The organism is Micromonospora sp. M42 (genome assembly GCF_000568915.1).
In the GTDB taxonomy this organism is placed as follows: Bacteria; Actinomycetota; Actinomycetes; order Mycobacteriales; family Micromonosporaceae; genus Micromonospora; species Micromonospora chalcea.
This window is the reverse complement of record NZ_KK037233.1, coordinates 6,296,454-6,319,509: the sequence shown is the minus strand read 5'-3', so window position 1 is coordinate 6,319,509 and position 23,056 is coordinate 6,296,454. Positions and strand designations below refer to the sequence as shown.

Here is a 23,056-nt window from a genome sequence, read left to right as displayed (position 1 = left end):
TGCCGCCCACTGACGGCTGGCGGATGCGGGCCCCGGGCGGCGGGCACGGCCTGGGCGCGGTACGCGACCTGCTGATCGGGCTCGGCGCCGGGCGGGTCGACCCGCCCGGCGCCGACGGCCGGTGGCTGCGCCACGACAGCGTCGGCGGGATCCCGGTGGACGTGCTCCAGGCCCCGCTCGCCGTGCCGGGCGACCCGCGGCCCACGCTCTGGCTGGACGCCGACGCCCGCCTGCACCGGCTCGCCGGACGGCTGGCCGACGGCACCCCGGTCACCGTCGAGCTGAGCCGCGCGGACCGGCCCACGCTGCACCCGGTGGACGCCCTCGGCGGCCGGCCCGGGACCCCGTGACCTCACCGACGACGAGGCCGAGCGGCTGGCCGCGCTGCCCGCCCGCCTGCGCGCCGTCGGCGGCGCGGCGGTGACCGTGACCGCCCCGCTCGGCCCGTCCGCCACCCTGCGCGGCACGGGCACGCTGAGCTGGGCTACCTCGTCGGCGTACCTGGTGGTGATCGAGGACGGCAGCGGCCGGCGTACCCTGCGCTGGGTCCGGCCGGGCCGGGTGGCCGAGGCGCACCGGTCCCCCGACGGGCCGGCCACGCCGCCGACGCCGATGCCGGCCGGGCTGCTCGCGGCGCCCGCGCGCCCGCCCGGCGACGACCTGGACCGGCTGATCGACGCGGCGCTGCGCGCCGGGACGCACGCGCCGGACGGCGCCCTCCGGGTACGGGAGGACCGGGTCGCCGACCGGGCCGTCGACGTGGTCGAGGTGCCGGGCGGCAGGCGCTGGTGGCTCGACCGCGGTGGGCTGCCACGCCGGCTGGAACTGCGCACCGGGTCCGGTGTCTGGGTCCGGCTCGACCTCACGCCGGGCCGTGTGTCCGCCGGTCCAGCGGGCCCGGCGTCGCGCTGACCCGCCCGCCGCCGCGCGCGAGGCCGCGGGTGAGCGTCAGGGACGCCAGCCGGTCTGCGCGGCCCACTCCTCGGCGCGCAGGTGCTCCTCGTCGAACCACGGGTCGTTGACAGTGCCCCACGCGGCGTGCTCCGGCGCGGTGGCCGCCAGCTCCCGCTTCACCTGCAGGTAGTCGGCCCGCCGCGCCGGGTCGGCGCGCAGGTGGTCGCGCATCAGCAGCGCGTACCGCCAGCCGGGCGAGCCGGCCTCGCGCAGGTGCAGCCGCACCGGACGCCCCGGGTCCGCGCCGCCGTGCAGCCGCTTGGGCCAGCGCACCGGCTCCGGCTGCCGGGGGACGTCCCACCAGTCACCCGGCAGGCGCGGGAAGCCCGCCTCGGCCAGCCGCTGCGCGAGCGGCCCGTCCGCCTCGTCCAGCGAGGAGACAGTCACCTGGATGTCGATCACGTCCGGCGCGGCCAGCCCCGGCACGGCGGTGGAGCCGACGTGGTCGACCCGGACGTCACCGCCCGCCGCGTGGCGGATCCGGGCGGCCAGCCGGGCGTACTGCTCGGGCCAGGTCGGGTCCGGCCCGGCGAGCGCCGCCGGGTCGGCCGGCACGGCGCGGCGTTCGCGGACGTTGCGCTCGTAGGGCACCAGGCGGTCCCGCCAGAGGGCGTCCACGGCGGCGTGCAGCTCGGTGAGCGTGCCGTCGTTGGCCAGCAGCACGTCGGCGACCGCGCGCCGGGTGGCGTCGTCGGCCTGCGCGGCGATGCGCCGCTGCGCCTCCGCCGCGGCCATGCCCCGGTCGCGGGTCAGCCGGGCCATCCGGGTCGGCACGGCCGTCTGCACCACGACCACCAGGTGGTACGTGGGCGCGAGCCCCACCTCGACCAGCAGCGGTACGTCGTTGAACGACTATCGCGTCGGCCGGGGCGGCGGCGACCAGTTCGGCGCTGCGTGCGCGTACCCGGGGGTGGGTGATCCCTTCGAGCGTGCGGCGGGCGGCCTTCGCCGAAGACCAGCGCGCCGAGGGCGGCCCGGTCCAGCGCCCCGTCGGCGTCGAGGACCCTGTCGGAGAAGACGGCGACCACCTCGGCCAGCCCGTCGGTGCCGGGCGCGACGATCTCGCGGGCGATGCGGTCCGAGTCGACGATCACCGCGCCCAGCGCGGCGAGGCGGCTCGCCACCGCGCTCTTGCCCGATCCGATTCCGCCGGTCAGCCCCACCTTCAGCACCCGGACAGTCAACCGGATCGCTCGTCCACATGCCAAACCGTCCCGGCACACGACGCGGGCCCCGCCCCCGGCGCTCCGCTGGTGCGGAACGCGGGGACGGGGCCCGTCGTCAGAGGCGGTCGCCGGCTCGTCCGGTGGGACGAGCAGGCGTCAGCGTCCGGTCACTTGCCGCCGGCGAGCTTCTCCCGCAGCGCGGCGAGCGCCTCGTCGGTCGCGAGCGTGCCGGCCGGCTCCTCGGCCTGACGGCTCGGGGCCGAGGTCGAGGTGGTGGTGCCGCTGGTGGCGGGCGGAGCCGGGTTGGCAGCGGCCTCGGCGTCGGCGGCGCGGGAGGTCTGCACCTGCTTGGTGTGGGCCTCCCAGCGCTGACGTGCCTCGGCGTACTGCTGCTCCCAGGTCTCGCGCTGCTTGTCGTAGCCCTCGAGCCACTCGCCCGTCTCCGGGTCGAAGCCCTCCGGGTAGATGTAGTTGCCCTGCTCGTCGTAGGTCGCGGCCATGCCGTAGAGGGTCGGGTCGAAGTGCTCCTCGCCCTCGACGAAGCCCTCGTTGGCCTGCTTGAGCGACAGCGAGATCCGGCGGCGCTCCAGGTCGATGTCGATGACCTTGACCATGACCTCGGAGCCGACCTGCACGACCTGCTCCGGGATCTCCACGTGGCGCTCGGCCAGCTCGGAGATGTGGACCAGGCCCTCGATGCCGTCGTCCACCCGGACGAACGCGCCGAACGGCACCAGCTTGGTGACCTTACCCGGCACGATCTGCTGGATCGCGTGGGTGCGGGCGAACTGACGCCACGGGTCCTCCTGCGTCGCCTTCAGCGACAGCGAGACCCGCTCGCGGTCCAGGTCGACGTCCAGGACCTCGACCTCGACCTCCTGGCCCACCTCGACGACCTCGGACGGGTGGTCGATGTGCTTCCAGGACAGCTCGGAGACGTGCACGAGGCCGTCCACGCCGCCCAGGTCGACGAACGCGCCGAAGTTGACGATCGAGGAGACGACGCCCTTGCGGACCTGCCCCTTCTGCAGCTTGTTGAGGAACTCGGTGCGCACCTCGGACTGCGTCTGCTCCAGCCAGGCACGGCGGGACAGGACCACGTTGTTGCGGTTCTTGTCCAGCTCGATGATCTTGGCTTCGAGCTCGCGGCCGACGTACGGCTGCAGGTCACGCACACGCCGCATCTCGACGAGCGACGCGGGCAGGAAGCCGCGCAGGCCGATGTCGAGGATGAGACCACCCTTGACGACCTCGATGACCGAACCGCGGACGACGCCGTCCTCGTCCTTGATCTTCTCGATCGTGCCCCAGGCCCGCTCGTACTGCGCCCGCTTCTTGGAGAGGATCAGCCGACCCTCCTTGTCCTCCTTCTGGAGGACGAGGGCCTCGATGTGGTCGCCCACCGAAACGACCTCGGCCGGGTCCACGTCGTGCTTGATCGACAACTCCCGAGAGGGGATGACACCCTCGGTCTTGTAGCCGATGTCGAGCAGGACCTCGTCCCGATCGACCTTGACGACGGTGCCTTCGACAATGTCGCCGTCGTTGAAGTACTTGATGGTCTCGTCGATCGCGGCGAGGAAAGCTTCCTCAGAGCCGAGGTCGTCGTGGGTGACCTTGTTGGCGCTCGAGGTGGCCTCGATGCTGCTCGTCATGTGGGCGGTTGCTCCGGTCGGATGGGTTGTCACAGCGGGCATGGGTGTCGCGGTGACTCTGCCGCGCCAACGGATCCGTCGCCGGGCACACCGAACGATCGACGCGAGAAGATCATTAGTGGCTCCGGTGACCGCGCACCTGCTCCCTGCCGAGGCACACGATCCGCGAGCGCATCGTCTAGCCTACCCGCTGCATTACCACAGCGTGCAAGCCCTCCCGGGTCCGCGCGAACTCATCCGCTGCGAAAGCGGAGATTTTGCGCGGTAAGGGGCCACAGCTGTCTCGTCCGTCACACCCGTCCCAACCGCCACCCCACCCGACCGGCCGGACGCCGCCGGACCTAGCGTGGACGGGTGGACGACGACAGGGTGACCCGCCGACGGGTCGACGCCGGTGAGATCCGCCGGGCCAACCGCGGGTGGTGGGACACCGACGCCGACGCGTACCAGGCAGAGCACGGCGCGTTCCTCGGTGACGCCGACTTCGTCTGGTGCCCGGAGGGCCTGCGCGAGGCCGACGCGCGGCTGCTCGGCGACGTGGCCGGCCGGCGGATCCTCGAACTCGGCGCCGGGGCGGCCGCCGCCGCCCGCTGGCTCGCCGCCCAGGGCGCCCGGCCGGTCGCGCTGGACCTGTCCGCCGGCATGTTGCGGCACGCCGCCGAGGCCGCCGAACGCACCGGGGTACGCGTGCCGCTGGTGCAGGCCGACGCGCTCGCCCTGCCGTTCGCCGACGCCGCGTTCGACACGGTCTGCACCGCGTTCGGCGCGATCCCGTTCGTGGACGACTCGGCGGCGGCGATGCGCGAGGTGGCCCGGGTGCTGCGCCCCGGCGGCCGGTGGGTCTTCTCGGTCACCCACCCGATGCGCTGGATCTTCCTGGACGACCCGGGCGAGGGCGGGCTGACCGCCGTGCACTCGTACTTCGACCGCTCCCCCTACGTCGAGCAGGACGAGCACGGCGTGGCCACGTACGTCGAGCAGCACCGCACCCTGGGCGACCGGATCCGGGAGCTGGTCGGCGCCGGGTTCCGGCTGCTGGACCTGGTGGAGCCGGAGTGGCCGGCCGGGCACGAGGGCGTCTGGGGGCAGTGGAGCCCGTTGCGCGGCCGGCTGTTCCCCGGCACGGCGATCTTCGTCGCCGAGAAACCGGCCCGCTGACGCCGGACGGACGCGCGGTGCGATCGGGGCGGCGGTAGCGCCCCTACGTTGCCCTGGTGACCGCCGAGCCGATCGCGACACCATCCTCTCCATGGCGTCCGGACCCGCTTCGGCAACAGCGTGCCGACCACATGGTGGAGGAACTGCTGACGCTGCCGGCCTGCTGACCTGGTGGCTGCGATCCCACGCGCCGGCGTATCTGCGTGCGACCCAGGCAGTGAGCATCGGGTTGGACGTCGACGCCAGCCGCCGACCGGACGTCCTGCTCCACCGCGCCGGGCTGCCGAGCGACAGGTCCCTCCTGCGACCGGCGGACGTCGTCCTGGCCGTCGAGATCGTCTCCCCCCGGCACCCGGCGCGTCGACCGGTTCGCCAAGCCGGGCGAGTACGCCGCCGCGGGGATCCCCTTCTACTGGCGGATCGAGCAGGATCCGGTGCACCTCTACGCGTACCGCCTCGGTGACCGGATCGGCCCGGGCGGCGAGCGGCAGTACGAGCTGGTGGACGACAGCAGCGAGGTGACCGAGCTGCCCGAGCCCTTCGCGATCAAGCTGCCGATCGCGGAGATCCGGCCCTGACGACGCCGTTACTCGGTAGCCGCCGCGGGTAACCGGGCGGCATGGCCGAGAAGGAGTTCCACGCCGGGGACCACGTCTCCTGGGCCAGCCACAGCGGCCGGGCGTACGGGGTGGTCAAGGAGAAGCTGACCGAGCGCACCCACGTCCGCGGGCACACCGTGAACGCCTCGCCGGAGCAGCCGCAGTACCGGATCACCAACGACGACTCGGGCCGCGACGTCGCCCACCGCCCGGAGGTGCTGCGCCATGAGTCGCGCTGAGGACCCGCAGCAGACGTACCGGGAGTTCACCGACGCGGTGAACATGAAGCCGGGTGAGCTGTCCCGCTGGCTGGAGACCGAGGAGTCCAAGCACGTCGGCTGGCACAAGAAGGGCACGGCCGGCGGCGAGTCGGTCGGGCACGACTCCGGCCGGCGCATCGTCGACCTGCTGCGCCGCAAGCGCGCCGACCTGACCGCCGCCGACTACAAGCACATGCGCAAGGTGATCGGGTACGTCCACCGCCACCTCGCCCAGCGGCCGTCCGGGGACGTGCGGGACACCAGGTGGCGCTGGTCGCTGATGAACTGGGGGCACGACCCGCTCAAGGGCTGAGCCGCCCGGGTCGTTCGCCGCGCGTTGGTACCGTGCCGGCGATGACGACAGACGTCCCGACCGCCGGCCGTCATCCCCGCGCCGGACGGGTGGTCCTCCTGGCGGGCCTCGGCCTGATCGCCGTCGCGGCAGTCTTCCTGGTGGCGACCGGCAACACCGGCATCCGCTACAGCGCCGACCACGACGGCACCGTGCCGATGTGGAGCCGCTGGATCCCGGCGCTGGCCGGGATCGCGCTGATCCGGCTGATCCCGCCCGCGCCCGACCCGAGGTGGCCGGACCCGGTCGCGCCGTACCGCGAGGCGGTGCCGCTGCTGCTGGCCGGGATCGCGTTCGCCGCCGTCATGCCGCTGCTGGGCGGCGAACCCGCGTACACGGTGTTGAAGCTCGCGCTGCTGCTCGGCGTACCCCTCGTGGTGTTCCTGGCCGCGCGCCGCCGGCCGCCACGGTGGTCGCCGGGCCCGGCCCCGGCGGACGCCGCCCACCGGTGGGGTCCGGCGCTGCCGGTGGCGGTGTGGCTGGCGCTCAGCTACGCGACGCCGCTGGCCGTGCCGGCGAGCGACTGGGGGCGGACCGTCACGCCGGTCGAGCTGGCCGTCACGCTGCTGGTGGCCTTCGCGGTGAACGCGCTGCTGGAGGAGGTCTTCTACCGGCGGTGGCTGCAGACCCGGTGGGAGTCGCTGCTGGGACGCTGGCCGGCGATCGTGCTCGCGTCGCTGGTGTGGGCGGTCTGGCACGTGGCCATCCAGGGCAGCGGCCGTCCCGCCGTCGACCTGGCGTCGGTGATCGTGAACCAGGGGGTCGCCGGGCTGTTCCTCGGCTACCTGTGGTCGCGGTACCGCCGCATGTGGCCGCTGCTCGTGGTGCACGGCGCGGTAAACGCGATGCCCGTCCTGCTCGGCCTCTGACTTGACCCTGCCGCAGGCGGCAGGGTCGGACGATGCCGGCATGGAACGCCGCACACCACGCGTCGCCGTGGTCACCGGTGCGGGCACCGGCATCGGCCGGGCCACCGCACACGCCCTCGCCACCGCCGGGTACGCCGTCGTCGCCGTCGGCCGGCGCGCCGCGCCGCTGTCGGAGACCGCCGCCGGCCGGCCGGACATCACGCCACTGACCGCCGACGTCACCGCGCCCGACGGGCCCGGCCGGATCGTCAGCGCCGCGCTCGACCGGTACGGCCGCCTGGACGTCCTGGTCAACAACGCGGGCGTGGCCGGCGGCGGGCCGCTGGCGGATCTGGACGAGGACGCCGCCCGGCGGCAACTGGAGACGAACCTCCTCGCGCCCGTCCGGCTGGCGCACGCCGCCGTCGAGGCGCTCGCCGCGACACGCGGTGTGCTGGTCAACGTCACCACGTCGGTCGGCCTGCGCGCCTGGCCGGGCAGTTCGGTGTACGCGGCCGGCAAGGCCGCGCTGGACTCGCTGACCCGCAGCTGGGCGGTGGAACTCGCACCGCGCGGCATCCGGGTGGTGGCGGTGGCGCCCGGCGCGATCGACACCCCCATCGGGGTGCACAGTGGCCTGTCCCCCGAGCGCCGCGCGGCGGTGCGGGACTGGCAGCTCGCGCACACCCCGGCGGGCCGGATCGGCCGCCCGGAGGACGTAGCCTGGGCGATCCGGCGGCTGTGCGAGCCGGAGGCGGGCTTCGTCACCGGCGTGGTGCTGCCGGTGGACGGGGGCGCGGTGGTCGCGTGAGAGGACGGTGACAGCGGTGCGGATCGGCGCGGTGGCGAAGGCGACGGGCTGCACGCCGCGTGCCCTGCGGCACTACGAGGAACACGGGCTCATCGCCTCGGCCCGGGCCGCGAACGGCTACCGCGAGTACGACGACGCGGTGGTCACCCGGGTCCGCAACATCCGTCACCTGCTCGACGCCGGGCTGACGCTCGACGACGTGCGGATCTTCCTGCCCTGCCTGGACGGGGACGTGGCGTCCGCGCCGCCGTCAGTGGCCGGGCTGCGGGTCGGCCGGGAGCGGCTGGCCGTGCTGGACGCCCGGATCGCGGCCCAGGTGGCCGTCCGCGACCGCCTGGCCGCCGCCCTCCAGGCCGCCGCCCCTGCGCACTCGCCCCTCCTCTCGCCGCCGTCGCCTCCTGTGAGGTGACCAAGGAGTTTGTGTCACGCCAGAGCCCGTTCGGGGACACAAACTCCTTGATCACCGCCGGGGCGGGCGGGTGGTGGCGCGGGTGGGACGGCGGCGGGGTGTCAGTGGTCGGCGCTGTTCCAGTCGCGGCCCTCGCCCACCGACACCTCCAGCGGCACCGACAGCGGGTACGCCTCGCCCATCTGCTTGCGCACCAGCGCCTCCAACGCCTCCCGCTCGCCCGGCGCGACCTCGAAGACCAGCTCGTCGTGCACCTGCAGCAGCATCCGCGAGCGCAGGCCGGCCTCGCGCAGCGCGCCGTCGACGTGCAGCATCGCGACCTTGATGATGTCGGCCGCCGAACCCTGGATCGGGGCGTTGAGCGCCATCCGCTCGGCCATCTCCCGGCGCTGCCGGTTGTCGCTGACCAGGTCGGGCAGGTAACGGCGGCGGCCCAGGATGGTGGAGGTGTAGCCGTCCTGGCGGGCGCGGGCCACCACCTCCTGGAGGTAGTCACGCACCCCGCCGAACCCGGCGAAGTAGTTCTCCATCAGCCCGCGCGCCTCCTCGGCGCTGATGCCGAGCTGCTGGGACAGGCCGAACGCGCTGAGCCCGTACGCCAGGCCGTAGTTCATCGCCTTGATCTTGCGGCGCTGGTCGGCGGTGACGTCCGCGACCTCGACGGTGAAGACCGAGGACGCGGTGGCCGCGTGGAAGTCGTGCCCGGAGTTGAACGCCTCGATCAGCGCGTCGTCGGAGGACAGATGCGCCATGATCCGCATCTCGATCTGGCTGTAGTCGGCGGTGAGCAGGCACTCGTAGCCCTCGCCGACGACGAACGCGCGGCGGATCCGCCGCCCCTCCTCGGTGCGGATCGGGATGTTCTGCAGGTTCGGCTCGGTGGACGACAGCCGCCCGGTCGCCGCCACCGTCTGGTTGAACGTGGTGTGGATCCGGCCGTCGTCGGAGACGGACTTGAGCAGGCCGTCGACAGTCGACTTGAGCTTCGCCACGTCGCGGTGGCGCAGCAGGTGGTGCAGCAGCGGGTGCTCGGTCTGGGCGTAGAGCCACTGGAGCGCGTCCGCGTCGGTGGTGTAGCCGGTCTTGATCCGCTTGGTCTTGGGCAGGCCCAGCTCGGTGAAGAGGATCTCCTGCAACTGCTTCGGCGACCCGAGGTTGAACTCGCGGCCGACCACCTCGTACGCGCTCTGGGCGGCGGCCTTCACCTCGGCGGCGAAGTGCGCCTCCAGCTCGGAGAGGTAGTCGGTGTCGGCGGCGATGCCGGTGCGCTCCATCGCGGCGAGCACCCGCATCAGCGGCAGCTCCACGCCGGCCATCAGCCGGGCCGACTGCTCGCCGTCGCGGGACAGCTCGGCGTCGATCGCGTCGGCCAGGTCGAGCGTGGCGCGGGCCTGGAGCATGAGGTTCTGCTCGGCCGCGCCCTCGTCGCCGAACCCGTCGAGCGTGAGCTGACCGGTCTCCGGAGCGTCGACGCGCAGCTCGCGGTGCAGGTAGCGCAGCGCCAGGTCGGTCAGGTCGTACGAACGCTGGTCGGGGCGGGCCAGGTAGGCGGCGATCTGGGTGTCGCGGGCGATGCCCTCCAGCTCCCAGCCGTGCGCGGCGAACGCCAGCACCGCCGGCTTGCTGTCGTGCAGCACCTTCGGGCGCTCGGCGTCGGCCAGCCAGCCGGCCAGCGCGGCCTCGTCGCCGGCGTCCAGCCGGCTCGGGTCGAACCAGGCGCCCGCGCCGGCGGCGGTGGCCAGCGCCATCCCGGTCACGGTGGCGGTGTGCCGGCGGTTCGGGCCGGTGTCGAGCGTGACCGCCAGGCCGACCGGCGTGCCGGCCGGGGCGTGCGTGTCGAGCCAGCCCGCGAGCGCGCCCGGCTCGGTGAGCACCGCGCCGTCCAGGTCGAAGCCCGCCTCGGCCTCCGGCTCGACCGCTTCCAGGTATTGGTAGAGCCGGTCGCGCAGGATGCGGAACTGGAGCGTGTCGAAGACCTGGTGCACCGCTTCGCGGTCCCAGCCCTGCCAGCGGGCGTCCTCGGGGCGTACCGGCAGCTCCAGGTCGGAGACCAGGCAGTTGATCTCGTAGTTGCGGATCACGTCGGCGAGCCGCTCGCGCAGACTGTCGCCAGCCTTGCCCTTGATCTCGTCGGCGCGGGCCACCACGCCCTCGACGCCGCCGTACAGGTTGATCCACTTGGCCGCGGTCTTCGGGCCGACGCCGGGCACGCCGGGCAGGTTGTCGCTGGTCTCGCCGACCAGCGCGGCCAGGTCGCGGTAGCGATCAGGGGTGACGCCGTACTTCGCCTCGACCGCGGCCGGGTCCATCCGGGCCAGGTCGGAGACGCCCTTGCGCGGGTAGAGCACCGTGACCCGCTCGCCGACGAGCTGGAACGCGTCCCGGTCGCCGGTGGTGATCAGCACGTCCATGCCCTGGTCGCGGGCCTGCCAGGCGAGCGTGGCGATGACGTCGTCGGCCTCGTAGCCCTCCTTCTCGACCACCGGCACGCGCAGCGCGGCGAGGACCTCCTTGACCAGGCTGACCTGGCCCTTGAAGTCGGTGGGCGTCTCGCTGCGGCCGGCCTTGTACTCGGAGTACTTCTCGGTGCGGAAGGAGCGGCGGGACACGTCGAACGCCACGACGATGTGGGTCGGCTGCTCGTCGCGCAGCACGTTGATCAGCATCGAGGTGAAGCCGTAGACGGCGTTGGTCGGCTGCCCCGTGGTGGTGGAGAAGTTCTCCACAGGCAGGGCGAAGAACGCCCGGTATGCCAGGGAATGTCCGTCGACGAGGAGCAGGCGCGGCGTCGTAGCTGTCACGGCTGCGACTCTAGTCCGTACGCCCGACAACTCCGGCCTCCGGTGCGGCGCGCGCCGCACCGGAGGCCGAGGTCAGAGAACCTTGGCCAGGAACGCCTTGGTCCGCTCGTGCTTCGGCGCCGAGATCACCTCGCGCGGGTCCCCCTGCTCGACCACCACGCCGCCGTCCATGAACACGAGGTGGTCGCCCACCTCGCGGGCGAAGCCGATCTCGTGGGTCACCACGATCATCGTCATGCCGTCGCGGGCCAGGTCCTTCATCGTGTCCAGCACCTCGCCCACCAGCTCCGGGTCGAGCGCGCTGGTCGGCTCGTCGAACAGCATCAGCTTCGGCCGCATGGCCAGCGCCCGGGCGATCGCCACCCGCTGCTGCTGGCCGCCGGAGAGCTGACCGGGGTACGCGCCGAGCTTGTCGCCCAGCCCCACCCGGTCCAGCAACTGCGCGGCGTGCTCGCGGGCCTCCGCCTTCTTGGCCTGGCGCAGCAGCACCGGCGCCTCCATGACGTTCTGCAGCACCGTCATGTGCGGGAACAGGTTGAACCGCTGGAACACCATGCCGATGGCACGGCGCTGCGCGGCCACGTCCCGGTCGCGCATCTCGTACAGCTTGCCGCCGCGCTCCCGGTAGCCGATCAGGTCACCGTCGACCCAGATGCGGCCGGCGTCGATCTTCTCCAGGTGGTTGATGCAGCGCAGGAACGTCGACTTGCCGGAGCCGGAGGGCCCGAGCAGGCAGCACACCTCGCCGGAGCGGACCTCCAGGTCGATGCCCTTGAGCACCTCCAGCGGCCCGAACGACTTGTGCACCTGCTCGGCCCGGACCATCAACTCGGCGGCCCGCGTCTGCGGGGAAGCGGTCATGTCCGTCATTGCGCCGTCCCACTCGTGGTACTGCCGCTCTCGGCGGTCAGATTCCGCAGCCGCTGCCGGGCCCGCCCGCTGCGTCCGAACCCCTTGGAGTAGTGCCGCTCCAGGTAGTACTGCCCCACCAGCAGGACGCTGGTCAGCAGCAGGTACCACAACGTCGCCGCGACGTACATCGGGAAGGGCTGGAAGGTCCGGGAACCGACGGCCTTGAGCTGGAAGAACAGCTCCATCGACACCGGCACGAAGGCCACCAGCGAGGTGTCCTTGAGCATCGCGATGGTCTCGTTGCCGGTCGGCGGAATGATCACCCGCATCGCCTGCGGCAGCACGATCCGCCGCAGGATCTGCGCCCGGCTCATGCCCAGCGCCTGAGCCGCCTCGGTCTGCCCCTCGTCCACCGACTGGATGCCGGCCCGGACGATCTCGGCCATGTACGCGGCTTCGGAAAGGCCCAGCGCCAGCATGCCGGCGACGAAGCCGGTCAGGATGTCCACCGCGCTGAACCCGAACAGCCGGGCCTCGAAGTCGTGCAGCCCGAACAGGGCGCCGATCTGCCTGTCGAACGGCAGACCGAACTCCAGCCGCGACCAGAGGATGCCGAGGTTGCCGAAGAGGATCGCCAGCACCAGCCGGGGCACCGCCCGGAAGAACCAGGTGTACACCCAGGCCACGCCGCGCAGCACCGGGTTGGGCGACAGCCGCATGATCGCGATGACGATGCCCAGGCCGATGCCGATCACCATCGACGTGATCAGCAGCAGGATGGTGCCGCGCAGCCCTTCGATGATCGGCGGGCGGAACATCTCGTCCACCATGAACGACCACTGGAACGCGGAGTTCGTGACCAGCATGTGCACGAACATCGCGACCAGCACGGCGATGACCGCCACGCCGACCCAGCGCCCGGGGTGCCGCACGGGCACGGCCTTGATCGGTTCTGGCCGTGCCCGTCCGGATGTGTCGGCCGACATGGTCAGACCGACGGGTTCAGTTCAGCGTTGGTGATGGCGCCGCCCTCGACACCCCACTTGCTGAGCGCCGCCTTGTAGCTGCCGTCGGCGATGACCGCCTGCACGGCCTCCTTGAGCACCTCGGCGAACGCCTGCTGCTCCTTGTTCACCGCGTAGCCGTAGGGCGCCGACTCGTAGATGTCGCCGAGCACCTCCAGCTGGCCGTTGCTCTGCTTCACCGCGTACGCGCCGACCGGGGAGTCGGCCAGCATGGCGTCGTTCTTGCCACTGCCCACGGCGGCGGTGGCGTCGCTCTGCGCCTGGTACTGGTCGATCTTGATGGCCGGCTTGCCGGCGTCGGTGCACTTCTTCGACCGGGCGGTGATGTCGTCGAGCTGGACCGTACCGACCTGCACGGCGATCTTCTTGCCGCAGGCGTTCTCCGGGTCCACCCCGGCCGGGTTGCCCTTCTTGGTCGCCCACTGGGTGCCCGCCGAGTAGTAGCTCACCATGTTGACCGTCTTCAGACGGTCGGCGTTGATGGTGAACGACGAGACGCCGACCTCGTACTTGCCCGAACCCACACCGGGCAGGATCGCGTCGAACGGCGCCGACTCGTACTCGGCCCTGAGACCGAGCTTCTGCGCCACCGCGTTGAACAGCTCGACGTCGAAGCCGACCACGGTCTTGCCGTCCTGGTCCAGGAACTCGGCCGGGGCGTACGTCGAGTCGGTGCCGACCTTGATCACGCCGTCGGCCTTGATGGCGTCCGGCACCTTCGCGGCCAGGTTGGAGTCGGCCGTGGCGGACACCGACGGGCCGTCGCCCGGCTCGGCCGAGTTCTCCTTCTCGCCGCACGCGGCGAGGGAGAGCAGCAGGACGGCCGCACCGGCGACGCCGAGCGCCGCCCGCCGTCCGGGGTTGGGGTGGAACATGGCTGTACTCCTTATTGCGAGGGGTCGGTCGGTCAGGCCACGCCGAGGTAGGCCTCTTTGACCGAGGGGTCGTGCAGCAGGTCCGCGCCGGTGCCGCTCTTGACGATCCGGCCGGTCTCCAGCACGTACGCCCGGTGGGCGCGCGCCAGCGCCTGCTGGGCGTTCTGCTCCACCAGCAGGATCGTGGTGCCCTGCTGGTTGATCTCCGTGATGATCGTGAAGATCTGCTGGATCAGCATCGGCGCGAGACCCATCGACGGCTCGTCGAGCAGCAGCAGCTTCGGCCGGCTCATCAGCGCCCGGCCGACCGCGAGCATCTGCTGCTCGCCGCCGGAGAGCGTGCCGCCGGCCTGCTTGCGCCGCTCGGCCAGCCGCGGGAACAGGTCCAGCACCCGGGCCAGGTCCTGCGCGATGCCGGCCTTGTCGCGCCGGGTGTACGCGCCCATGTCGAGGTTCTCCAGCACCGTCATGCCGGGGAAGATGCCCCGGCCCTCGGGCGCCTGGCACAGCCCCCGCCGGACCCGAAGGTCGGCCCGGAGCTTGGTGATGTCCTCACCGGCGAACTTGATCGTGCCGGAGGCGACCGGCCGGATGCCGGAGATCGCCCGCATGGTGGTGGACTTGCCGGCGCCGTTCGCGCCGATCAGCGCGACGATCTCCCCCTCGTCCACGGTCAGGCTGATGCCGTGCAGCGCCTGGATCCGCCCGTAGAGCAGGCTCACGTCCTCGATCTCAAGCAGCATCGTCCGGCACCCCCAGGTACGCCGCGACCACCTTCGGGTTGTCCCGCACCTCGGCGGGCAGCCCTTCGGCGATCTTCTTTCCGAACTCCAGGACCACGATCCGGTCGGTCACGCCCATCACCAGGCGCATGTCGTGCTCGATCAGCAGCACCGTCACGCCCTGGTCCCGGATCTGCCGGATGAGCTGCAGCAGCTCCTCCTTCTCCGCCGGGTTGAAGCCGGCGGCCGGCTCGTCCAGGCAGAGCAGCTTCGGGTCGGTGGCCAGCGCGCGGGCGATCTCCAGCCGGCGCTGCTCGCCGTAGGACAGGTTGCGGGCGAACTCGTGCATCCGGTTGCTGATGCCGACGAACTCCAGCAGGCGCTCGGCCTTCTCCCGGCCCTCGCGCTCCTCCTTCCAGTGCCGCGGCAGGCGCAGCAGGGCGGCGATCACGCTGGTCTTGTGGTGCGCGTCCGCGCCGACCTGGACGTTCTCCAGCGCGGTCATCTCCGGGAAGAGGCGGATGTTCTGGAACGTACGGGCCATGCCCATCCGGGTGATCTGGTGGCGCTTCTTGCCACTGATCTTCTGGCCCAGGAACCGGATCTGCCCCTCGGTGGGCTGGTAGATGCCGGTCATCGCGTTGAAGCAGGTGGTCTTGCCGGCGCCGTTCGGTCCGATCAGGCCGAGGATCTCCCCCTTGTAGAGGGTGAAGTCCACGTCGTTGAGGGCCACCACACCGCCGAAGCGCAGCGTGACGTGGTCGACCTCCAGCAACGGCTCCCGCTTGTCGACCGTCTCGACGGCGGGGGCCGCCGCCTGGGCCGGAACTGCCGGGGTCTGCTCGGTGTCACTCACCGACGATCACCTCCTTGCGGCGGTCCTTGAACTCCGCCGCTCGTCGCCGGTTCGGGATCAGGCCCTGCGGCCGGAAGATCATCATCACCACGAGCACCAGGCCGAAGAAGAGGAACCGGTACTCGTACAGCTCGATGCCGAACAGCTCGATGCCGCGGAACCGCTCGATCATGTACGCGACCAGGCCGCCGCCGACGATCGCGCCGACGATGTTGCCCGAGCCGCCGAAGATGACGGCGGCCAGGATGATGATCGAGTTGAGCAGCTCGAAGTTCTGCGAGTTGACGAAGTTCTGCTTACCGGCGAACAACGCGCCGGCCAGGCCGGCGATGGCCGCGCCGGAGGCGAACGCCCACAGCTTGAACTTGAACGTCGGCACACCCATGAGCTGGGCGGCGTCCTCGTCCTCACGGATCGAGATCCAGGCCCGGCCGACCCGGCTGTGGGTCAGGTTCCGCACCCCGATCACCACCAGGATGATCAGCGTGAGCACCAGCCAGTAGTACGGGCGGGCGTCGAGCACGCCGAACCACGGCCGGCCGTCGGCGTACTGGCCGGGCGGGTGCGGAATCTGGTTGAAGCCGCGCTGTCCCTTGAGGAACTCGGAGCTGACCGCAGCGATCCGGATCATCTCGGCGAAGCCGAGCGTCACCAGCGCCAGGTAGTCGCCGCGCAGACGCAGCGTCGGCGTGCCGAGCATGACGCCGGAGACCATGGTCAGGCCGATCGCGATCGGCACCACCGCCAGCCACGGCCACAGCGTCTTGAGGTCACTGCTCGGCGAGGTCAGCACCGCCACCGTGTACGCGCCGACGGCGAAGAAGCCGAAGTAGCCGAGGTCGAGCAGACCGGCGAAGCCGACCACGATGTTGAGGCCGACCGCCAGCAGCACGTAGATCGAGACCGTGAACATCACCTGGGTGAAGTTCGCGCCGGGCGTCGGGATCGGCCCGAGGTACTGGTAGAACTCCTTGTTCGGCAGCGCGTAGAAGAACGCGATGACCGCGACCAGCAGCACCCAGCGGACCCAGCGCGGCGCGTGGTGCCAGCGCTCCGAGATCGCGTGCCGGCCCTGCCGCAGCTTGTCCGCCGCCGTCTCCCGCCGCTCCGGCGGGTCGATGGTGGTCGTCATGCGCGTGCCCTCCCCAGTGATTCGCCGAGCAGACCGGTCGGCCGGAACATCAGCAGCACGACCAGCACCGCGAACGCGGCGAAGTCCTTCCACTGACTGCCGAACAGGCCCGCGGCGTAGTTCTCCACGACGCCGAGCAGCAACCCGCCGACGAGCGCGCCGCGCAGGTTGCCGATACCGCCGAGCACCGCGGCGGTGAACGCCTTGAGGCCCAGCAGGAAGCCGACGCTGTAGGTGAGCGTCTGGATCCGCACGTCGTAGAGCAGGCCCGCGACGCCGGCCATGGTGCCACCGGCGATGAAGACCATCAGGATGATGCGGTCCTTGTTGACGCCCATCAGCGCCGCCGTGTTGGCGTCCTGGGCCACCGCCCGGATGCCGCGGCCGGTACGGCTGCGGTTGATGAACTGGTCCAGCGCGAACATCATCACCAGCGCGGAACCGATCGTGAGCAGCTGCACCGCGTCGATCGGCACCCCGGCGATGTGGAACAGCGGCTCCGAGCTGACCAGGATCGGCGCGCCCTCCGGCCGACGCCGGGTGTAGACGCCGAACGCCTCGGAGATGGCGATCGAGGCGCCGATGGCGGTGATGAGGAACGCCAGCGGCGGCGCGTTGCGCTTGCGCAGGGGCCGGTACGCCACCCGTTCGATCACCGTCGCGGTGCCCGCCGAGGCGATGGCCGCCACGATCATCGCCACCAGCAGGTAGAACAGGATCGAGCCGAGGCCGCTGACCTGCGAGTTCTGGTCGAGTCCGAATCCGTTCCAGGTCCAGATCGCGGCGAACGCGCCGGCGATGAAGACCTCGGAGTGGGCGAAGTTGATGAGCCTGAGCACGCCGTACACAAGCGTGTAGCCGAGCGCGACCAGGGCGTAGATGGCGCCCTGCGTCAAGCCGGTCGTGGTGAGTTCCCCGAAGTTGGAGAACAATCCGTCGAAGTCCAAGGGAGGGACGCTCCGTCGCTCAAGAGAAAAAGAGGGTGCGGCCGGGAGCCAGCTCCCGGCCGCACCCGCGATCACTACTCAATCGCCAGTCCAGCGATCGAACGATCAGGACTTGGGGATCTCCTGGTCCGGGACGACCTTGCCGCCCTGCACCTTGAACGCCCAGACCTTGACCTGCGCCGGGTCGAGCTCGCCGCCCTCGACGAACTTGTAGCTGGCGGCAACGCCCTCGCCGCTGTAGCCCTTCACGAACTCCAGCAGGTCGGCGCGGCTGCTCTTGCCGGCCTTGATGCCCGCCAGCAGGATGTTCGCCGCGTCGTAGGCGGTGTCGCTGTAGGTGCCCGGGTCGGTGCCGTTGAGCGCCTTGAAGTCGGCGGCGAAGGTGCCGCGCGCCTCGGTGGACGGAGCGCAGGGGCAGGTGAGGATGGTGCCCTCGGCGGCAGCCGCACCGGCGGAGGTGATGTACGCGCCGTCGTTCACGCCGTCACCGGCGACCAGCGGAGCGGTGACCCCGGCAGCGGTGAGCTGCTTACGGATCAGACCGGCCTCCTGGTAGTAGCCGCCGTAGAAGACCGCCTTCACGTTGGCGGCCTTGACCTTGGTGACCACACCGGAGAACTCGACCTGCTTGCCCTCGCCCTGGACCTTGTCGCTGCCCACGACCGCCGGGCCGAGGACCTTCTTGACCTCGTCGGCCAGGCCGGCGCCGTACGCGGACTGGTCGTCGATGACGTAGACCCGGTCGGCCTTCATCACGTTCTTCATGTAGTTACCGGCGGCCGGACCCTGGCTGAAGTCGTTGCCGACCGCGCGGAAGAACGTCTTCCAGCCCTGCTCGGCGAGGCTGGGACGGGTCGCGGAGGGGGTGATGGTGACCAGACCGGCCTCGTTGAACAGCGGACCGGCGGCCTCGGACTCGCCCGAGTAGGCCGGACCCACGACACCCAGGATCTTGGTGTCGTCGATCGCCTTCTGGGCCAGACCCGGCGCCTGGTCCGGGCTGCCCTGCGAGTCGAGCTCGGCGAGCTCCACCTTGCAGTCCGGGTTCTCCTTGTTGTACTTGTCGACGGCCAGCTTGACGCCGTTCTTCTCGTTGATGCCCAGCGCGGCCGAGCTACCGGTCAGCGCGCCGAAGAAAGCGATCTTGCTCCCGCAGGCGCTGCCCCCGGAACCCTCATCGTCGCTGCCGCTGGAACAAGCGGTGCCACCGGCGACGAGCGCCAGCATGGCGACCCCGCCGATCACGCGTGCGAGCTTCTGCCTCAAGGCCCGAACCCTCCTCCGTCCATGATCCGAACCACCCGCCGCTGATTGGCCCTTGCGGGGTGGACGAACCAAGACCGTCGTCGCCGGTCTGGGCCGGGACGTTATCCCACCGGAAGCGGTGGCGTAAGACCTGGAAAGCGGGGTTGACCGAACCGTTACACGCGGTGGCGGATTCAAGCCGATCGCCGTAAGAACCGTAGGCGGGGAAAGGCTTTCACCAACTATTCCTCGGTAACGGGCCTATCGGCGATCACCCGCTACCGATCGATGGCCGGCAACGCCCCCCACCAGGCACGGGACGTTTTCCCATCGTCGGCGACCACGAACAGCCCGTCGTCGCCGACGGCCACCGCCAGCGCCGCGTCGCCACCGTCCGGCACCGGCACCGGAGTGATCACCGGAAGCCACGACGCGCCGCCGTCACGCGACATCCAGAGCCGTCGCTGAGCCCCGTCACCGGTCACCGCGACGAGCCGCCGACCCGCCGCCGCGAGCGCGTCCACCGACGACACCCCGGGACCCGCCGTACCGAACCCGCCGACCCGCCGCCACCCCTGCGCCGCACCCGCCGAACCGGCCGACGGCGAGCCGCAGTCGTCGCACCCGCGCCACACCGCGAACCGGTCACCCACCGGCCCGAGGACCACCGGCCCGCCGTCGGCCGGCACCACCCGCTCCGCCGCCCCGGCGGCGCCCGCCGGCACCGGCAACGCCGCGCGCCGCCACACCCGGCCGTCGGCCGAGGACCACGCGAGCGGAACCCGGGCCGTACCGCCGGGCGGCAGCAACGACCCCACCACCAGCCAACCCGAGCCCACCGCCGCCACGTCGTACGCCGCCGTCCGGCCCCGGCCGTCACCGGCCAGCTCCGCCACGCCCTCACGCAGTACGAACCCCTCGGCGTCCGGCGACGCCCACACCGACGCGCCGTCCGCGCGCGACCCGGCGACCAACCACCCACCCGGCCCGGCCGCCAGCCGCGACGCGCTCACCGCGCGCGGGCCACCGAACAACTCGAACGCCGCCGGCACCTCCCGCACCGGCCCACCCGGACGCCAGACCCACGTCCCGGTACGCGGATTGCCGTGCACACCACCGGTCTTCGCACCCAGCGCCGCCATCCCGTCGTCGCGGCACGCGACCGCGTAGAGCACGTGCTGACGGCCGTAGAACGTCTGCCCGCGTACCGGGATCGGCGACCAGGTCACGCCGTCCGATGAGGACCACACCGCCGGCCGGGTCTCCCCCGCCGCGTCGACCAGCCCACCCACCACGTACCAGCGGCCGGCACAGCGCGCCGCGTCCCGGGGCACCGGGCGGCCTGCGGCACCGTCGGGAAGGGCCAGCTCCACGGCCCGCCACTCCGGGCGCACCGGCGCCGGCACGGGCAGCGGCCGCGGGGTGGCGTGACAGGCCGCCACGAGCGACGCGGCAGCGGTCACGGCGGCGAGCGCCGGCCGGACGCGCACGGAAGGCATGGACCCGATCCTATCGATCGGGCACCTTCCGGCAGGTCAGGAAGCCGGCTGCTCCACCTCGCCGCCGGCGGTCTCGGCGAGGATCCGCTCGGCGACCTCCTTCATGGTCATCCGGTGGTCCATCGCGGTGCGCTGGATCCACTTGAAGGCCTGCGGCTCGGTCATGCCGTACGTGGTCATCAGCGCGCCCTTGGCGCGCTCCACGGTCTTGCGGATCTCCAGCCGGTCGGTGAGGCCGGCGACCTCCGACTCCAGCGCGGCGATCTCCGAGTAGCGGGACAGCGCGATCTCGACCGCCGGCACCAGGTCGCTCTTCTGGAACGGCTTGACCAGGTACGCCATCGCGCCGGCCGCCCGCGCCCGCTCCACCAGGTCACGCTGGCTGAACGCGGTCAGGATGATCACCGGGGCGATGCGCGCGCCGGCGATCCGCTCGGCGGCGGCCAGCCCGTCCATGATCGGCATCTTGATGTCGAGGATGACCAGATCCGGCTTGAGCTGCTCGGCGAGCTTGACGGCGGTCTCGCCGTCACCGGCCTCACCGACCACCTCGTAGCCCTCTTCGACGAGCATCTCGGCCAGGTCCAGCCGGATGAGCGCCTCGTCCTCGGCGATCAGAACGCGCTTGCGCTCGGCGTCCGCCTGCATCTCGCCCACGAGCCACTCCCACCGGTTCGAGCCCGACACCCGCCCTGCCGGGTGTCGCCGCCCCTAGCGTAGTAGGTAACCTATGGCACGACGCGAGAGCGTCGCGCGAGCCTGTCCCCGTATTCCAACCGGTAGAGAAACGGAGCTCAAACCTCCGACAGTGTGGGTTCGAATCCCACCGGGGACACCGAAACTGTCGTACGCGCGTTCGAAGATGTCCGCGTGCATCCACCCGAGATACGCGCGCGAGCACGTCAGGCCTTCCTGTCCGGGGCCACCGTCGCGGAGGCGGCCCGCGCAGTGGGCCTCAACTACCGAACCGTCTGGCGCTGGTGCAGGGATCGGCCGGAGTCGAGGCAGCACGGCACCGCGCTGCGGTGTTTCCGCTGCCGCGAGGGTGTCCGCGTTCCGACAGATCCGGCGGCCTATGCCTATCTCCTCGGGCTCTACCTGGGCGACGGGCATCTCGTGACCAGGGCGCGGGTGCCGGTGCTCCGGATCTCCTGCAGTGACAGTTGGCCCGGGCTGATCGAGGCTTGCGACGACGCCATGCGGCGGGTCCTGGCGGCGAAGGTCCAGCGCGTCCAACATCCGGGCTGCGTCAGCGTGCAGAGCTACGGCAAGCACTGGCCGTGCCTGTTCCCACAGCACGGACCCGGCAAGAAGCACCAACGCCCGATCGTCCTGGCGGACTGGCAGCGCCCCATCGTCGAGGCTCAGGCGGGCGACTTCCTGCGCGGCCTCTTCCACTCCGACGGGTGCCGCTTCGCCAACCGCGTCGTCGTCCGGGAAAAGGAGTACGTCTATCCCCGTTACATGTTCCACAACGAGTCGGCCGACATCATGGGCCTGTGCCAGCAGGCCCTCGACCGGCTCGGCATCGCCTGGCGGATGAACCGCCCCAACTCCCTGTCGGTGGCCCGCCGGGAGGCGGTCGCCGCCCTCGACCAGCACGTCGGCCCCAAGTCGTGACCGGCCCGCGCCGCCGACCCGGCCGACCGGCAGGCGTCAGATCCGCGCCAGCGCCCGCGCGAGGTCCGCCCGCAGGTCCTCCGGGTCCTCCAGGCCGACCGAGACGCGCAGCAGCCCGCCGCAGGGCTTCGCGTCACCCTCGACCGGCCGGTGGGTGAGCGAGGCCGGGTGCTGGATCAGCGTGTCGACGCCGCCGAGCGACACCGCGTGGGTGATCAGTTCGCAGGCGCCGGCGACCTCGGCCGCGGCGGGCGCGCCACCGCGTACCTCGAAGGCGAGCAGGCTGCCGGTGCCGGACATCTGCCGGCCGACCAGCCCGGCCGGGTCGTGCAGGGACGGGTGGTGGACGCGCTCGACGGCGGGGTGCCCGGCGAGCCAGGCGGCGAGCTTCTCGGCACCGGCCTGCTGGGCGCGGACGCGCAGCGGGAGGGTCTGGATGCCGCGGTGCAGCAGGTACGCGCCGAGCGGGTGCAGGACGGCGCCGGTGACGGCGCGGACCTGGCGCAGCCGGGCGGCCCAGTCGGGGGCGCAGGAGATCACGCCGGCGAGGACGTCGCCGTGGCCGCCGATGCTCTTGGTGGCGCTGTGCAGCACGAGCGCGGCGCCGTGGCGGGCGGGCTGCTGGAGCACCGGGGTGGCGACGGTGTTGTCGACGAGCAGCGGGACGTCACCGGCGGCGTCGGCGAGTGCGGCGATGTCGACCAGGTCGAGGCTGGGGTTCGCCGGGGTCTCGACCACGACCAGGGCGGTGTCGGGGCGGATCGCGGCGGCAACGTCGGCGGGGGTGGCCCAGGTGACCTCGGTGCCGAGCAGGCCGGTGGCGAGGACGTGGTCGGTGCCGCCGTAGAGGGGGCGGACGGCGACGATGTGGCGGTTGCCGTCGCGGGTGGCGGCGAGCAGGGCGGCGGTGAGCGCGGCCATGCCGCTGGCGAAGGCGACGGCCTCGGCGGTGCCTTCGAGCTGGGCGAGCGCGGTCTCGAACCGGGCCACCGTGGGGTTCCAGAGGCGCTGGTAGACGGCGCTGCCGCCGGCCGGGAGGGTGCCACCGGTGGCGAGCGTCTCGTAGTCGTCACCGCCGCCGGCCACCGAGGGCAGCGGGTTGGTGGTGGACAGGTCGATCGGCGGGACGTGGACGCCGAGCCCGGCGAGGTCGGCGCGCCCGGCGTGTACGGCTGCGGTGTCCACGGAAGTCATACAGGAAGCGTCGAACATGACGATGGCTAGAGGCAATAGCAGCGAAGAAGATTCTGGCATCCACGCTTTCGCCCAG

General features: G+C 71.8%; 21 protein-coding genes, 1 tRNA gene and 3 pseudogenes. 11 read left to right on the top strand and 14 right to left on the bottom strand.

Annotated features, from left to right (window positions below):
- Together MCBG_RS34540 and MCBG_RS34535 are read left to right on the top strand one after the other, a co-directional pair.
- Nucleotides 1-350 (top strand): annotated as a pseudogene (locus tag MCBG_RS34540) (hypothetical protein); the annotation flags it as partial.
- Between the two features lie 70 nt (nucleotides 351-420).
- Nucleotides 421-912 (top strand): hypothetical protein, encoded by a 492-nt coding sequence (locus MCBG_RS34535; protein WP_223201372.1) that lies wholly within the window; start codon nucleotides 421-423, stop codon nucleotides 910-912.
- A 36-nt stretch (nucleotides 913-948) separates the two neighbouring features.
- On the opposite strand, the pseudogene coaE reads toward MCBG_RS34535, so the two are convergent.
- Nucleotides 949-2,126 (bottom strand): annotated as a pseudogene (gene coaE / locus MCBG_RS29295) (dephospho-CoA kinase).
- Between the two features lie 161 nt (nucleotides 2,127-2,287).
- A complete protein-coding gene (gene rpsA / locus MCBG_RS29290; RefSeq protein ID WP_051611429.1) occupies nucleotides 2,288-3,817 on the bottom strand; it encodes a 30S ribosomal protein S1 in 1,530 nt (509 codons plus the stop codon).
- Nucleotides 3,818-4,129: 312 nt separating this feature from the next.
- Between rpsA and MCBG_RS29285 the strand changes: the two genes are divergently transcribed.
- From MCBG_RS29285 to MCBG_RS29255, 7 genes and pseudogenes are all read left to right on the top strand, one after another.
- Nucleotides 4,130-4,933, top strand: coding sequence for a class I SAM-dependent methyltransferase (locus MCBG_RS29285; RefSeq protein WP_043329583.1), 804 nt, complete (start codon nucleotides 4,130-4,132; stop codon nucleotides 4,931-4,933).
- 434 nt (nucleotides 4,934-5,367) lie between these two features.
- Nucleotides 5,368-5,511 (top strand): hypothetical protein, encoded by a 144-nt coding sequence (locus tag MCBG_RS34530; RefSeq protein WP_308195328.1) that lies wholly within the window; start codon nucleotides 5,368-5,370, stop codon nucleotides 5,509-5,511.
- Nucleotides 5,512-5,552: 41 nt separating this feature from the next.
- Nucleotides 5,553-5,771, top strand: coding sequence for a hypervirulence associated TUDOR domain-containing protein (locus MCBG_RS29275; protein ID WP_043329581.1), 219 nt, complete (start codon nucleotides 5,553-5,555; stop codon nucleotides 5,769-5,771).
- Nucleotides 5,758-6,102 (top strand): annotated as a pseudogene (locus MCBG_RS29270) (DUF3140 domain-containing protein); the annotation flags it as partial. The gene MCBG_RS29275 and the pseudogene MCBG_RS29270, both read left to right, overlap by 14 nt.
- A gap of 44 nt (nucleotides 6,103-6,146) precedes the next feature.
- A complete protein-coding gene (locus tag MCBG_RS29265) occupies nucleotides 6,147-7,013 on the top strand; it encodes a CPBP family intramembrane glutamic endopeptidase (protein WP_043331123.1) in 867 nt (288 codons plus the stop codon).
- A 40-nt stretch (nucleotides 7,014-7,053) separates the two neighbouring features.
- The gene (locus MCBG_RS29260) at nucleotides 7,054-7,803 is read left to right on the top strand and encodes an SDR family NAD(P)-dependent oxidoreductase (protein WP_043329579.1); all 750 of its coding nucleotides are present in this window, start codon (nucleotides 7,054-7,056) and stop codon (nucleotides 7,801-7,803) included.
- A 7-nt stretch (nucleotides 7,804-7,810) separates the two neighbouring features.
- On the top strand, nucleotides 7,811-8,212 hold the full coding sequence (locus MCBG_RS29255; RefSeq protein WP_083297058.1) for a MerR family transcriptional regulator: 402 nt from the start codon (nucleotides 7,811-7,813) through the stop codon (nucleotides 8,210-8,212).
- A 101-nt stretch (nucleotides 8,213-8,313) separates the two neighbouring features.
- Here the strand turns inward: MCBG_RS29255 and polA are convergent, their stop codons facing one another.
- The 11 genes from polA to MCBG_RS29200 all read right to left on the bottom strand — a co-directional run bounded on the left by polA (nucleotide 8,314) and on the right by MCBG_RS29200 (nucleotide 20,823).
- Nucleotides 8,314-11,013, bottom strand: a complete 2,700-nt coding sequence (gene polA, locus MCBG_RS29250; protein WP_043329576.1) for a DNA polymerase I — start codon at nucleotides 11,011-11,013, stop codon at nucleotides 8,314-8,316.
- 72 nt (nucleotides 11,014-11,085) lie between these two features.
- Complete coding sequence (locus MCBG_RS29245) at nucleotides 11,086-11,874, bottom strand: amino acid ABC transporter ATP-binding protein (RefSeq protein ID WP_282596598.1); 789 nt, start codon at nucleotides 11,872-11,874, stop codon at nucleotides 11,086-11,088.
- Nucleotides 11,875-11,879: 5 nt separating this feature from the next.
- Nucleotides 11,880-12,851: an amino acid ABC transporter permease gene (locus MCBG_RS29240; RefSeq protein ID WP_043329574.1), complete on the bottom strand. Its 972-nt coding sequence runs from the start codon at nucleotides 12,849-12,851 to the stop codon at nucleotides 11,880-11,882.
- Nucleotides 12,852-12,853: 2 nt separating this feature from the next.
- A complete protein-coding gene (locus MCBG_RS29235) occupies nucleotides 12,854-13,765 on the bottom strand; it encodes an ABC transporter substrate-binding protein (protein WP_043329573.1) in 912 nt (303 codons plus the stop codon).
- A gap of 32 nt (nucleotides 13,766-13,797) precedes the next feature.
- Nucleotides 13,798-14,508 carry an ABC transporter ATP-binding protein gene (locus MCBG_RS29230; RefSeq protein ID WP_043329572.1) on the bottom strand — a complete coding sequence of 237 codons (711 nt, stop codon included), beginning with the start codon at nucleotides 14,506-14,508 and terminating at the stop codon, nucleotides 13,798-13,800.
- The gene (locus tag MCBG_RS29225) at nucleotides 14,498-15,343 is read right to left on the bottom strand and encodes an ABC transporter ATP-binding protein (protein ID WP_030503808.1); all 846 of its coding nucleotides are present in this window, start codon (nucleotides 15,341-15,343) and stop codon (nucleotides 14,498-14,500) included. Before MCBG_RS29225 ends, MCBG_RS29230 begins: the two co-directional genes overlap by 11 nt.
- Nucleotides 15,336-16,475, bottom strand: coding sequence for a branched-chain amino acid ABC transporter permease (locus MCBG_RS29220; protein WP_030503807.1), 1,140 nt, complete (start codon nucleotides 16,473-16,475; stop codon nucleotides 15,336-15,338). The genes MCBG_RS29225 and MCBG_RS29220 overlap by 8 nt, the downstream gene beginning before the upstream one ends.
- Complete coding sequence (locus MCBG_RS29215; protein WP_043329571.1) at nucleotides 16,472-17,422, bottom strand: branched-chain amino acid ABC transporter permease; 951 nt, start codon at nucleotides 17,420-17,422, stop codon at nucleotides 16,472-16,474. The genes MCBG_RS29220 and MCBG_RS29215 overlap by 4 nt, the downstream gene beginning before the upstream one ends.
- A 105-nt stretch (nucleotides 17,423-17,527) precedes the next feature.
- Entirely contained in the window at nucleotides 17,528-18,688 is a 1,161-nt protein-coding gene (locus tag MCBG_RS29210; RefSeq protein ID WP_043329570.1) for a branched-chain amino acid ABC transporter substrate-binding protein, read from the bottom strand.
- A gap of 257 nt (nucleotides 18,689-18,945) precedes the next feature.
- Nucleotides 18,946-20,166: a hypothetical protein gene (locus tag MCBG_RS29205; protein WP_043329569.1), complete on the bottom strand. Its 1,221-nt coding sequence runs from the start codon at nucleotides 20,164-20,166 to the stop codon at nucleotides 18,946-18,948.
- Nucleotides 20,167-20,202: 36 nt separating this feature from the next.
- A complete protein-coding gene (locus tag MCBG_RS29200; protein ID WP_043331122.1) occupies nucleotides 20,203-20,823 on the bottom strand; it encodes an ANTAR domain-containing response regulator in 621 nt (206 codons plus the stop codon).
- Between the two features lie 104 nt (nucleotides 20,824-20,927).
- Between MCBG_RS29200 and MCBG_RS29195 the strand changes: the two genes are divergently transcribed.
- Both MCBG_RS29195 and MCBG_RS29190 read left to right on the top strand, forming a co-directional pair.
- Nucleotides 20,928-21,001, top strand: a tRNA-Leu gene (locus MCBG_RS29195).
- Nucleotides 21,002-21,036: 35 nt separating this feature from the next.
- Nucleotides 21,037-21,786 carry a helix-turn-helix domain-containing protein gene (locus MCBG_RS29190; protein ID WP_043329568.1) on the top strand — a complete coding sequence of 250 codons (750 nt, stop codon included), beginning with the start codon at nucleotides 21,037-21,039 and terminating at the stop codon, nucleotides 21,784-21,786.
- Nucleotides 21,787-21,822: 36 nt separating this feature from the next.
- On the opposite strand, the gene MCBG_RS29185 is transcribed toward MCBG_RS29190, so the two are convergent.
- Nucleotides 21,823-22,998 carry a trans-sulfuration enzyme family protein gene (locus tag MCBG_RS29185; protein WP_043329567.1) on the bottom strand — a complete coding sequence of 392 codons (1,176 nt, stop codon included), beginning with the start codon at nucleotides 22,996-22,998 and terminating at the stop codon, nucleotides 21,823-21,825.
- Nucleotides 22,999-23,056 lie beyond the last annotated feature (58 nt).